The sequence below is a fragment of the Roseomonas sp. 18066 genome (assembly GCF_902706185.1).
Classification (GTDB): domain Bacteria; phylum Pseudomonadota; class Alphaproteobacteria; order Acetobacterales; family Acetobacteraceae; genus Pseudoroseomonas.
The window spans coordinates 1-11,924 of record NZ_CACSJM010000172.1 but is presented as its reverse complement, the minus strand read 5'-3'; the positions used below and the strand labels follow the sequence as shown (position 1 = coordinate 11,924).

Annotated in this window: 10 protein-coding genes; 2 read left to right on the top strand and 8 right to left on the bottom strand. The window is 71.4% G+C overall.

What is annotated here, in order from left to right; genetic code table 11:
* From GVN67_RS24985 to hutC, 7 genes are all read right to left on the bottom strand, one after another.
* The coding region (locus GVN67_RS24985) for a biotin/lipoyl-containing protein (RefSeq protein ID WP_160000031.1) at positions 1-536 on the bottom strand (536 nt) is incomplete at its 3' end.
* Between the two features lie 14 nt (positions 537-550).
* The gene (locus GVN67_RS24980; protein WP_160000030.1) at positions 551-1,930 is read right to left on the bottom strand and encodes a pyruvate dehydrogenase complex E1 component subunit beta; all 1,380 of its coding nucleotides are present in this window, start codon (positions 1,928-1,930) and stop codon (positions 551-553) included.
* Position 1,931: 1 nt separating this feature from the next.
* Entirely contained in the window at positions 1,932-2,879 is a 948-nt protein-coding gene (gene pdhA / locus GVN67_RS24975; RefSeq protein ID WP_235035469.1) for a pyruvate dehydrogenase (acetyl-transferring) E1 component subunit alpha, read from the bottom strand.
* A 520-nt stretch (positions 2,880-3,399) separates the two neighbouring features.
* Positions 3,400-4,605, bottom strand: coding sequence for an imidazolonepropionase (hutI, locus tag GVN67_RS24970; RefSeq protein ID WP_160000028.1), 1,206 nt, complete (start codon positions 4,603-4,605; stop codon positions 3,400-3,402).
* Positions 4,602-6,116 carry a histidine ammonia-lyase gene (gene hutH / locus GVN67_RS24965; RefSeq protein WP_235035468.1) on the bottom strand — a complete coding sequence of 505 codons (1,515 nt, stop codon included), beginning with the start codon at positions 6,114-6,116 and terminating at the stop codon, positions 4,602-4,604. The genes hutI and hutH overlap by 4 nt, the downstream gene beginning before the upstream one ends.
* On the bottom strand, positions 6,113-7,792 hold the full coding sequence (gene hutU, locus GVN67_RS24960) for a urocanate hydratase (protein WP_160000027.1): 1,680 nt from the start codon (positions 7,790-7,792) through the stop codon (positions 6,113-6,115). Before hutU ends, hutH begins: the two co-directional genes overlap by 4 nt.
* A gap of 27 nt (positions 7,793-7,819) precedes the next feature.
* Positions 7,820-8,554, bottom strand: a complete 735-nt coding sequence (hutC, locus tag GVN67_RS24955; protein WP_160000026.1) for a histidine utilization repressor — start codon at positions 8,552-8,554, stop codon at positions 7,820-7,822.
* 78 nt (positions 8,555-8,632) lie between these two features.
* Between hutC and GVN67_RS24950 the strand changes: the two genes are divergently transcribed.
* Entirely contained in the window at positions 8,633-10,015 is a 1,383-nt protein-coding gene (locus tag GVN67_RS24950; protein ID WP_160000025.1) for a formimidoylglutamate deiminase, read from the top strand.
* A complete protein-coding gene (locus GVN67_RS24945) occupies positions 10,012-10,821 on the top strand; it encodes a GNAT family N-acetyltransferase (RefSeq protein ID WP_200845387.1) in 810 nt (269 codons plus the stop codon). The genes GVN67_RS24950 and GVN67_RS24945 overlap by 4 nt, the downstream gene beginning before the upstream one ends.
* A 7-nt stretch (positions 10,822-10,828) precedes the next feature.
* Here GVN67_RS24945 and GVN67_RS24940 read toward each other — a convergent pair whose 3' ends face one another.
* Positions 10,829-11,881, bottom strand: a complete 1,053-nt coding sequence (locus tag GVN67_RS24940) for a dipeptidase (protein ID WP_160000032.1) — start codon at positions 11,879-11,881, stop codon at positions 10,829-10,831.
* Positions 11,882-11,924 lie beyond the last annotated feature (43 nt).

Sequence of the window (11,924 nt, the reverse complement as noted above, 5' to 3'; positions counted from 1 at the left end):
GCCTTCGGCTTGCCGGCGGCGGCCTCGACATCGGCCTTGACGATCCGGCCGTTCGGGCCGGAGCCCTGCAGGCCGGACAGGTCGAGGCCGGCCTGCTCCGCCATGCGGCGGGCCAGCGGCGAGGCGACGACGCGATCGCCCGAGGCCGGCACCGGCGCGGCCGCCGCCTTGGGGGCCTCAGTCTTCGGGGCCTCGGCCTTGGGGGCCTCGGCCGGGGTCGCCTCGGCCTTGGCCTCCGGCTTGGCGGCCTCGGCCTTCGCAGCCGGGGCGGCAGCGCCACTCGGCACCGCCTCGCCGGCCTCGACGATGATGCCGATCGGCGTGTTCACGGCCACCGCCTCGGTGCCGTCGGCGACCAGGATCTTGCCGAGGACGCCTTCGTCCACCGCCTCGATCTCCATGGTCGCCTTGTCGGTCTCGATCTCGGCGAGGACGTCGCCGGACTTGACCGTGTCGCCTTCCTTCTTCAGCCAGCGCGCCAGGGTCCCCTCCGTCATGGTGGGGGAGAGGGCGGGCATCAGGATGTTGGTGGCCATCGTCCCGCTTCCTCTTACTTCTTGTAGGTGACGGTTTTCACCGCCTCGACCACATGGTCGATGGTCGGCAGCGCCAGCTTCTCGAGGTTGGCGGCATAGGGCATCGGCACGTCGAGGCCGGCGACCCGCACCGGCGGCGCGTCCAGATGGTCGAAGGCGTGCTCGATCACCTGCATGGCGACCTCGCCGCCGATGCCGGAGAAGGCCCAGCCTTCCTCGACGGTGACCAGGCGGTTGGTCTTCTTCACCGAGGCGACGATGGTGTCGATGTCGAGCGGACGGATCGAGCGGAGGTTGATGACCTCGGCGTCGATGCCCTCTTCCGCCAGCTTCTCGGCCGCCTTCAGCGCCAGCCCGACCTCGATCGAGAAGGCGACGATGGTGACATCCTTGCCCTGACGCTCGATCTTCGCCTTGCCGATCGGCAGGATGAAGTCGTCATCGGTCGGGCATTCGAAGCTCTGGCCGTAGAGGATCTCGTTCTCGAGGAAGACCACCGGGTTGGGGTCGCGGATGGCGGCGCGCAGCAGGCCCTTGGCATCGGCCGCCGACCAAGGTGCGACGACCTTCAGGCCGGGCACATGCGCGTACCAGGAGGCGTAGCACTGGCTGTGCTGGGCGGCGACGCGGGCGGCGGCGCCGTTCGGGCCGCGGAAGACGATCGGGCAGCCCAGCTGGCCGCCGGACATGTACAGCGTCTTGGCGGCGCTGTTGATGATGTGGTCGATCGCCTGCATCGAGAAGTTGAAGGTCATGAACTCGACGATCGGGCGCAGGCCCGACATCGCGGCACCGACCGCCATGCCGGTGAAGCCGTGCTCGGTGATCGGCGTGTCGATGACGCGCTTCGCCCCGAACTCGTCCAGCAGGCCCTGGCTGATCTTATAGGCGCCCTGGTACTGGGCGACCTCTTCGCCAAGGAGAAAAACCTTGTCGTCGCGGCGCATCTCGGCGGCCATGGCGTCACGCAGCGCCTCGCGCACCGTGATCGACTTGGTCGGGCCCCAGTCTTTCTCGGGCTCGGAGGCCGGGCCCTTCGGCGCGGCATGCACCGCGGTGCCGACCGGGGCGGCGGCGCCCGGGGTCTCGGCCTTGGCTTCCGGCACTTCCGCGGCGGCCGGCTTCTCGGCCGGGGCCGCGGCGGCGCCACCCTCGCCGCCATCGATCTCGGCGATGGCCGAGTTGACGGCGACGCTCTCGGTGCCTTCCGGCACCAGGATCCTGGTCAGCGTGCCCTCATCGACGGCTTCCACTTCCATGGTCGCCTTGTCGGTCTCGATCTCGGCCAGCACGTCGCCGGACTTGACCGCGTCGCCTTCCTTCTTCAGCCAGCGCGCCAGCTTCCCCTCGGTCATGGTGGGGGAGAGGGCGGGCATCAGGATCGTGGCACCCATATCAGCGGGCCTCCAGCAGGATGTCGGTCCACAGCTCGCTCTCGTCCGGCTCGGGCGAGGTCTGGGCGAATTCGGCGCTGTCGGCGACGATCGCCTTGACGTCGTCGTCGACGGTCTTCAGCTCGGCCTCGGGCAGGCCGGCCTCGAGCAGGATCTTGCGGGCGGTCTCGATGCAGTCATGCTGCTCGCGCATCTTCTGCACCTCCTCCCGCGTGCGGTACTTCGCCGGGTCGGACATGGAGTGGCCGCGGTAGCGGTAGGTCTGCATCTCGAGGATGTAGGGGCCGCGGCCCGCGCGGCAGTGGGCCACGGCGCGCTCGCCGGCGGCCTTGACGGCGGCGACATCCATGCCGTCGACCTGCTCGCCCGGGATGCCCCAGGGCGAGCCGTCCTTCGAGCGGTCCTTCGACGCCGAGGCGCGGTCGGCGCTGGTGCCCATGCCGTACTTGTTGTTCTCGATGACGAAGATCACCGGCAGCTTGAACAGGGCGGCGAGGTTGTAGCTCTCGAAGACCTGGCCCTGGTTCGCCGCGCCGTCGCCGTAATAGGTCAGGCAGACGGTGCCGTCCTCGCGGTACATGTTGGCGAAGGCGAGGCCCGCGCCGATGCTGACCTGGGCGCCGACGATGCCGTGGCCGCCGTAGAAGCCCTTCTCGCGGGAGAACATGTGCATGCTCCCGCCCTTGCCCTTGGAATAGCCGCCCGACCGGCCGGTCAGCTCCGCCATCACGCCGCGGGCCTCCATGCCGGTGGCCAGCATATGGCCGTGGTCACGGTAGGAGGTGATCACCTGGTCGCCCGGCTGCAGGCACAGCTGCATGCCGACCACCACCGCTTCCTGGCCGATATAGAGGTGGCAGAAGCCGCCGATCAGACCCATTCCGTAAAGCTGGCCGGCCTTCTCCTCGAAGCGCCGGATCAGCAGCATGTCGCGATAAGCCTGGAGCATCTGCTCCTGCGTCAGGCCCTCCGCATTCGCGGGGGGGGCCTTCGCCTTGCCGCGACGCTTGGTGGTGCCCGCATCGGCGCCTTGGACCATCCGGCTGCTCCATTCTGCCCGCCGCCGCACGAGATTGGCGGCAGCGCAAGCCGGAGATACGTGGCCGCAGCCCGTACTGCAAGCGGGAGGCGATGGCTAAGCCCCTGATGCTGCACTGCAATAGGGTGTTTAACCGGATCCTGGTTAAATGCCTGTTCGCATAGGGCTCCCGGCAACAGGCCGGGCGGTGAAACCGGCCCTGAAGACGGAAGCTTGCGCCGGAAGCCGCTGCCACGACATCAATGCAACGCCACCCGGCGCCGCATGTCATTCTTGCTGCGCAGCGCATGAAGCTTTTGCGGCCCGCAAAACCCTGGCGGCGGGGCTGGAGACTCCGCGACCACCCCGCCATCGGCCCGCCGCCGCACCCCGGGCCATGCAGCCAGCAGGGGGCCACATGCGCCCAGTGCTTGGCGAAAGTCGCCGCGGATCAGGCGCCGCCGACCACCCGGCCGATGCAGGGATTGGCGCCGATCCAGTAGCAGAGCTCCGCCGGGCGGGAGATCCGGTACAGCGCCAGGTCGGCGCGCAGCCCGGGCGCCAGCCGGCCGCGATCGGCCAGGCCCAGCGCGGCCGCGGCATGGCGGGTGACGCCCAGCAGCGCCTCGGCCACGGTCAGCCGGAACAGGGTGCAGCCCAGGTTCAGCATCAGCAGCAGCGACCGCGCCGGCGAGGAGCCGGGGTTCATGTCGGTCGACAGCGCCATGCGCAGGCCGGCGGCCCGCATCGCCGCGATATCCGGGTGGCGCGCCTCGCGGATGAAATAGGTGGCGCCGGGCAGCAGCACGGCGACCGTCCCCGCCGCCGCCATGGCCGCCAGCCCTTCGGCGCTGGCATGCTCCAGGTGGTCGGCGGAGAGGGCGGAGAAACGCGCCGCCAGCGCCGCGCCGCCGAGATCCGACAGCTGGTCGGCATGCAGCTTGACCGGCAGGCCATGCGCCCGCGCCGCCTCGAAGACGCGGGCGGTCTGGGCAGGCGAGAAAGCGATGCCCTCGCAGAAGGCGTCGACCGCATCGGCCAGGCCCGCGGCGGCGGCCTGCGGCACCGCCTCGCGCACCACGAAGTCGGTATAGGCCTCGGCGCCGCCGGGGAAGCCGGGCGGCACGGCATGGGCGGCCAGCAGGCTGGTCTGGATCGCCACCGGATGGGTGGCGGCCAGGCGGCGGGCGACGCGCAGCATCTTCAGCTCGCTCTCCAGCTCCAGCCCATAGCCGGACTTGATCTCGAGCGTGGTGACGCCTTCCGCCAGCAGCCCTTCCAGCCGCGGCCGGGCGGCCTGGAACAGGTCTTCCTCCGACGCCGCCCGGGTGGCGCGGACCGTGGAGAAGATGCCGCCGCCGGCGCGGGCGATCTGCTCATAGGTGGCGCCGTCCAGCCGCTGCTCGAACTCGGCCGCGCGGTCGCCGCCGAAGACCAGGTGGGTGTGGCAGTCGATCAGCCCGGGCAGGATCCAGGCGCCGCCGCAATCGGTCACCGGCGCGTCGCTGGCCGGCAGCGCGGCGCGCGGACCGACCCAGGCGATGCGGCCTTCCGCCACCGCCACGGCGCCATCGGCGACGATCCCCAGCGGGTCGCTGGCCGGCCCGTCCATGGTGGCCAGCTGGGCATTCAGCCAGATATGGTCGAAGCGGCTCATGCGGGGGGGAGCCCGGCGAAGGCGCCATGCTCGACCAGCCGCTTCACCGCGGCGATGTCGGGGGCCATGAAGCGGTCCTCGTCCCAGGGGGCGGCAACCTCGCGCACCGTCGCCAGCGCCGCCTCGAGCGGCACGGAGGAGGTCAGCGGCCGGTGGAACTCGACGCCCTGGGCGCCTTCCAGCAGCTCGATCGCCAGGATGGCGGCGACATTCTCCGCCATCTCGGCCAGGCGCAGCGCGGCGCCGGTGGCCATGCTGACATGGTCCTCCTGGTTGGCGCTGGTCGGCAGGCTGTCTACGCTGCGCGGATGGGCCAGCGCCTTGTTCTCGCTGGCCAAGGCCGCTGCGGTGACCTGGGCGATCATGAAGCCGGAATTCAGCCCGCCCTCGCGCACCAGGAAGGCCGGCAGGCCGGACAGCACCGGGTCGGTCAGCAGCGCGATGCGGCGCTCGGCGATGGCGCCGATCTCCGCCAAAGCGAGGGCGATGGTGTCGGCGGCGAAGGCCACCGGCTCGGCGTGGAAATTGCCGCCGGAGAGAACCTCGCCCTCGGCGGTGACCAGCGGGTTGTCGGTCACCGCATTGGCCTCGCGGCCCAGGATGGTGGCGGCATGCTCCAGCAGGTCGAGGCAGGCGCCCATCACCTGCGGCTGGCAGCGCAGGCAATAGGGGTCCTGGACGCGGGTGTCGCCCTGGCGGTGGCTCTCGCGGATGGTGCTGCCGTCGAGCAGCCGGCGCAGCGCCGCCGCCGCCTGGATCTGGCCCAGCTGGCCGCGCAGCGCATGGATGCGCGGGTCGAAGGGGGTGTCGGAGCCGCGCGCGGCATCGGTGCTGAGCGCGCCGGCGGTCAGCCCGGTCTGCCACAGCCGCTGCGCCGCGAAGAGCCCGGCGAGCGCCAGCGCCGTCGACACCTGGGTGCCATTGAGCAGCGCCAGGCCTTCCTTGGGGCCGAGGGTGAGGGGGGCGATGCCCGCTTCCACCAGGGCCTCGGCGCCGGTGACGACGCGGCCGCCGACCAGGGCCTCGCCCTCGCCGATCAGCACCAGGGACAGGTGGGCCAGCGGCGCCAGGTCGCCCGAGGCGCCGACCGAGCCCTTGGCCGGGATGGCGGGAAGAATATCGGCGCGCAGCAGGGCCAGCAGCGCCTCGATCACCGCGGGCCGCACCGCGGAGGCGCCGCGGGCCAGCGACAGCGCCTTCAGCGCCAGGATCATCCGCACCACCGGGGCGGGCAGGAAGGCGCCGGTGCCGGCGGCATGGCTGCGCAGCAGGTTGCCCTGCAGCCGGGTCAGGTCCTCGCGGCCGATGCGCTGGCTGGCCAGCTTGCCGAAGCCGGTGTTGACGCCATACAGCGCCTCGCCGCTGTCGATGCGGGCGGCCAGCGCATCGACCGAGGCCTGCACCGGGGCCTGCCAGCCTTCCGGCAGCGCGAGGGCGGCGCCCTCGGCGATGGCGCGCAGGTCGTCCAGCGTGGCGGTGCCGGGGGCGATGATCCCAGGGGTGACGATCACGGGGCGGCTCCGATCATGGGAAGGTCGAGGCCCTGCTCGCGGGCGCAGTCGATGGCGATGTCGTAGCCGGCATCGGCATGGCGCATGACGCCGGTGGCCGGGTCGTTCCACAGCACGCGCTTCAGCCGCCGCGCGGCGTCGGGGGTGCCGTCGGCGACGATGACCATGCCGGCATGCTGCGAATAGCCCATGCCGACGCCGCCGCCATGGTGCAGCGACACCCAGGTGGCGCCCGAGGCGGTGTTCAGCAGCGCGTTCAGCAGCGGCCAGTCGGAGACGGCGTCCGACCCATCCTTCATGGCCTCGGTCTCGCGGTTGGGCGAGGCGACCGAGCCGCTGTCCAGATGGTCACGGCCGATAACGACGGGGGCGGAAAGCTCGCCCTTCGCCACCATCTCGTTGAAGGCGAGGCCCAGGCGGTGCCGCTGCCCGAGCCCGACCCAGCAGATCCGCGCCGGCAGGCCTTGGAACTGAATCCGCTCGGCGGCCATGTCGAGCCAGCGGTGCAGGTGCGGATCATCCGGGATGATTTCCTTCACCTTGGCATCCGTCTTCCGGATGTCTTCCGGATCGCCCGAGAGCGCCGCCCAGCGGAAGGGCCCGATGCCACGGCAGAAGAGCGGCCGGATATAAGCGGGGACAAACCCAGGAAAATCGAAGGCGTTGGCCAGGCCCTCGTCCTTGGCCATCTGGCGGATGTTGTTGCCGTAGTCGAGCACCTTGCTGCCCATGCGCTGGAAGTCGAGCATCGCCTGGACATGCGCGACCATGCTGCGCTTGGCGGCGGCGGCGACGGCTGCCGGGTCGCTCTCGCGCTTGGCCTCCCAGTCGGCGAGGCTCCAGCCGGCGGGGAGATAGCCGTTGGCCGGGTCATGCGCGCTGGTCTGGTCGGTGACGATGTCGGGCTTCACCCCGCGCCGCACCAGCTCGGGGAAGATTTCGGCGGCATTGCCCAGCAGGCCGATGCTGATCGCCTTCCGCTTCGCACAGGCGTCCTGGATCATCGCCAGGGCCTCGTCCAGGCTGTCGGCCTTGGCGTCGAGGTAGCCGGTCTCCAGCCGCTTCTCGATGCGGCTGGGCTGGCATTCCACCGCCAGGACCGCGGCCCCGGCGAAGACGCCGGCCAGCGGCTGCGCGCCGCCCATGCCGCCGAGGCCCGCCGTCAGGATCCAGCGCCCGCCCAGCTCGCCGCCGAAGTGCTGGCGGCCGGCTTCCGCAAAAGTCTCGTAGGTGCCCTGCACGATCCCCTGGCTGCCGATATAGATCCAGGACCCCGCGGTCATCTGGCCGTACATCATCAGGCCCGCGCGATCCAATTGAGAAAAATGCTCCCAATTGGCCCAGGCGGGGACCAGGTTGGAATTGGCCAGCAGGACGCGGGGCGCATCCGGGTGCGTCTCGAAGACGCCGACCGGCTTGCCGGACTGCACCAGCAGCGTCTGGTTCTGCTCCAGCCGCTTCAGCACCTCGAGGATGCGCTCATAGCTGGCCCAGTCGCGGGCGGCGCGGCCGATGCCGCCATAGACCACGAGCTCGCCGGGTTTTTCCGCGACCTCGTCGTCCAGGTTGTTCATCAGCATCCGCATCGCCGCCTCGGTGGTCCAGTGGCGGGCGGTGATCTCGGGCCCGCGCGGGCTGCGGATCGCGGGGGCGTTGCGGAAACGGGTCTGCGACATGTCTTTTCCCTATGAACGGGTCAGCAGTCAGTCGAGGGCGCTGCCGAGGCGGTAGCGCGTGCCGGGATGGGTCAGCAGGGCGCGGGTGGCGACCACCCGCCAGGACCAGGTGCGGCGATGGATGACGAGGCAGGGTTCTTCCAGTGGCATGTCCAGCGCGGCCGCCGTCGCGGCGTCGGCGCAGCCGGCCTCCACCACATGCTCCACCCGCTCCGCGGGGGCGCAGGAGGTCAGGAAGCGGTAGGGCGTGATCCGGGAGAAATCCTGCTCGAGGAAGCGGGGGGCGATGACCGGGTTGACGTAGCGTTCCTCCAGCTGGACCGGCACGCCGTTCTCCAGATGCACCAGCCGGGCATGGAACAGCTCGGCGCCGGGCGGCAGGCCGAAGGCGACGGCCATGGCCGGATCGGCGCGCAGCCGCTGCTGGGCCAGGACGCGGGCGGCATGGCGGCTGCCGCGCTCGGCCATCTCCTCGGCGATGTCGCGCAGCTCCAGCAGGCTGGATTGCGGCTTGGCATCGGCGACGAAGGTGCCGACGCCCTGCACCCGCGTCAGCAGCCCGGCATCGGCCAGCTCGCGCAGCGCCCGGTTGACCGTGACGCGGGACACGCCCGTCATCTTCACCAGCTCGTTCTCGGAGGGCAGCCGTTCCTCCGCCGGCCATTCGCCGCTGGCGACGCGGGACAGGATCAGCGCCTTGATCTGCTGGTAGCGCGGCGTCGCCGGGCTGGGCGTCGGGAGCAGCGTCGGGGCATCGGACATGGGGTTGAGCATGGTTGTCTTGACAAGTTTCGTCAACCGCGATGGCATGCTCGGGTCATTGCCTTCGGGGAGCCGCCCATGACCGCCTTCTTCGCCGCCTCCGCCCTGCTGCCCGAAGGCTGGGCGCGCGATCTCCGCATCGAGACCGACGGGGCAGGGGGTATTCTTTCAGTGACCCCTGGCGGCGATCCTGCGGGCGCCGAGCGCCTGCCGGGCGTCGTCATCCCCGGCATCCCCAACCTGCATTCGCATGCCTTCCAGCGCGCCATGGCCGGGTTGACCGAGCGCCGCTCGCCCCCCGAGGCCCGCGACGCCGAGGGCGGCACCGACAGCTTCTGGACCTGGCGCCACACCATGTACCGCTTCGTCGGCCGCTTCTCGCCGGAGGATGCCGAGGCGGTGGCGGCCCAGCTCTATGCCGAATGCCTGGAATGGGGTTTTTCGAGCATCACCGAGTTCCACTACCTGCATCACCAGGCCGACGGCACGCCTTACGCCCAGCCGGAAGAGATGGCGCTGCGCCACCTGGCGGCGGCGAAGCGGGCCGGCATCGGCATCACCATGGCGCCCAGCCTCTATCGCCATGGCGGCATTTTTGGCCAAGACCCGGTGCAGGGACAACGGCGCTTCCTCAACGACCTGGACGGCTTCTGGCGCATCGTCGAGGGGGTTCGCGCCGCGGTGGCGGGCGATCCCCAGGCCGGCCTGGCGCTTGCGCCGCATTCCCTGCGCGCGGTGACCCCGGCGATGTTGTTCGACATCGCGCAAAACTTCCAAGGCCCGATCCATATCCACGCCGCCGAGCAGCAGCGCGAGGTGGCCGAATGCCTGGCCGCCACCGGCGCCCGCCCGGTCGAATGGCTGCTGGCCAACCTGCCGGTCGATGAACGCTGGTGCCTGATCCACTGCACCCACATGACCGAGGCCGAAACCCGCGGCCTGGCGGCGAGCGGCGCGGTGGCGGGCCTCTGCCCCTCGACCGAGGCGTCCCTGGGCGACGGCTTCTTCTCGCTGCCGACCTTCCGCGAGGCCGGCGGGCGCTTCGGCTTCGGCACCGACAGCCATGTCGGCACCTCGCCGCGCGACGAGATGCGCCAGCTGGAGACCAGCCAGCGCCTGGTGCAGCAGCAGCGCTCGGTGGCGACCGATGCCGCCCACCCGCATCCCGGCCGCAACCTGGTCGAGGCCGCGGTCGTCGCCGGCGCCCAGGCCAGCGGCCGCCCGATCGCCGGCATCGCCGCCGGCCAGCGCTGCGACCTGGTCTGCCTGGACCCCGAGCACCCCGCGCTCTACGGGCGCGAGGAGGATGCGCTGCTCGATGCCTGGGTCTTCGGCGGCCAGGGCAATCCGGTGACCCAGGTGGTGGCCGGCGGCGCGGTGGTGGTGCGCGACGGGCGGCATATCCAGCGCGACGCCATCGCGGCAGAGTTCCGCGCCGCCCTCCGGAGACTCGCTGCGTGACCCTGGATATTCGCCCCGCCCGCCTGGACGAGATGCCGATCCTGCTGGACTGGGCGGCGACGGAAGGCTGGAACCCCGGCCTCGCCGATGCCGCTGGCTTCCACGCCGCCGACCCGCAGGGCTTTTTTCTGGGTTATCTCGACGGTGTGCCGGTGGCCTGCATTTCCGGCGTGCGGCAGGGCGACAGCCACGGCTTCATCGGCTTCTACATCGTCCGCCCCGAGCATCGCGGGAAGGGCTTCGGCATCGCGCTGTGGCGGGCGGCGATGGCGCATCTGGCGGGGCGCAACGTGGGGCTGGATGGCGTGGTGGCGCAGCAGGCGAATTACGCCCGCTCCGGCTTTGCCCCGGCCTGGCGCAATCTCCGCCATGCCGGGGTGCCGCGCCCCGTCCCGGGCGCCAAGGGTGTTCCTCAGCTGGCGACGCTGGCGGATGCCGTGGCGCTGGATGTGGCGCCCGTGCCGCGTGAAAAGTTCCTGCGCGGCTGGCTGGCGGCGCCGGGGCATCGGGCGCTGGCCATCCCCGGCCGCGGCTTCGGCGTGATCCGGCCGGCCCGCGACGGCCACAAGATCGCGCCGCTGATGGCGCGGGACGACGGCGCCGCCCGGGCGATCTTCAACGCGCTGATCGAAGGGCTGCCCGGCCCTGTGGTGCTCGACATCCCCGAGCCCAACGCCGCCGGCCTGGCGCTGGCTCGCGACGCCGGGCTGGAAGCGAATTTTGAGGCGGCGCGGATGTATACCGGCGCCGCCCCGCGGCTGGACCTGGCCGCCTGCTACGGCCTGGTCAGCCTCGAATTGGGTTGACCAACCGTCAGCCCTGCGGCGGCGCGGCGGACACCGCCTCCGCCGCCCGCATGACGCGCAGGAAATTGCCTGACCAGAGCAGGTCGAGCGCCTCGGCGTCATAGCCGCGGGCGAGGAGCTCGGCGGTCAGCTTCGGGCTGTCGGCCGCGCTCATCCAGCCTTCCACGCCGCCGCCGCCGTCGAAGTCCGAGGACAGCCCGACATGGGCGATGCCGATCCGCTTCACCGCGTAGTCGACATGGTCGGCGATATCGGCGACCGAGGCGCGGATCCGCCCCGTGGCATCCGGCCCGCGCAGGAAGCCGGGGACGGCGGTGATCTGCATCAGCCCGCCGCTGGCCCGCAGCGCGTCCATCTGCGCGTCGTCGATGTTGCGCGGATGGTCGCGCAAGCTCCGCACGCAGGTATGGGTGGCCACGATCGGCGCGCGCGACAGCTCGACCGCCTGCAGCATGCTGGCCTTGGAGGCATGCGAGACATCGACCAGCAGGCCGAGCGCGTTCATCTCGGCGATGGCGTCGCGGCCAAAGGAAGAAAGCCCGCCATGCAGCACCGGCCCGTCGCCCAGGTCGGGGCGGGGGATGGCGGAATCGGCCAGCAGGTTGTGGCCGTTATGGGTGAGGGTCACGTAGCAGGCGCCCAGCCCCCGCCACAGCGCCAGGCCGGACAGGTCGTCGCCGAGGCCATAGGCGTTCTCGACGGCCAGCAGCACGCCGGTGCCGGGGCGGCCGCGCAGCGCCTCCAGCTCGGCCGCGCGGGTGACGATGCGGCGGTCGCCGCCCGCCGCCGTCGCGCGGATCGAGCGCAGCATGGCCTCGCAACGGGCGGCGGCGGCGGCATGGCCTTCTGTGGTGCGCGGCCCCTGGGGGAGATAGGCGGCGAAGATCACCGAGCGCAGCCCGCCCGCCGTCATCTTCGGATAGTCGACGCAGCGGGTGGTCGCGCCGCGCGGGTCGGGCGTCTCCGGCCAGGGGATGTCGACATGGGTGTCGAGGGTCAGCGTCGCGGCATGCACCGCCAGCGCCTCGGCCGAGGGGGCGCCGCCGGCGGCTGCGGGGATGGCGGGGGCGGTGCATGCCGCGACGCTGACCCTGTCTCTTATA

Bases quoted from the DNA above. Each gene is read 5' to 3' on its own strand.
- pdhA (WP_235035469.1), bottom strand. From the start codon at position 2,879: ATGCTCCAGGCTTATCGCGACATGCTGCTGATCCGGCGCTTCGAGGAG.
- GVN67_RS24980 (WP_160000030.1), bottom strand. From the start codon at position 1,930: ATGGGTGCCACGATCCTGATGCCCGCCCTCTCCCCCACCATGACCGAG.
- hutU (WP_160000027.1), bottom strand. From the start codon at position 7,792: ATGTCGCAGACCCGTTTCCGCAACGCCCCCGCGATCCGCAGCCCGCGC.
- hutI (WP_160000028.1), bottom strand. From the start codon at position 4,605: ATGAGCCGCTTCGACCATATCTGGCTGAATGCCCAGCTGGCCACCATG.
- hutC (WP_160000026.1), bottom strand. From the start codon at position 8,554: ATGTCCGATGCCCCGACGCTGCTCCCGACGCCCAGCCCGGCGACGCCG.
- GVN67_RS24950 (WP_160000025.1), top strand. From the start codon at position 8,633: ATGACCGCCTTCTTCGCCGCCTCCGCCCTGCTGCCCGAAGGCTGGGCG.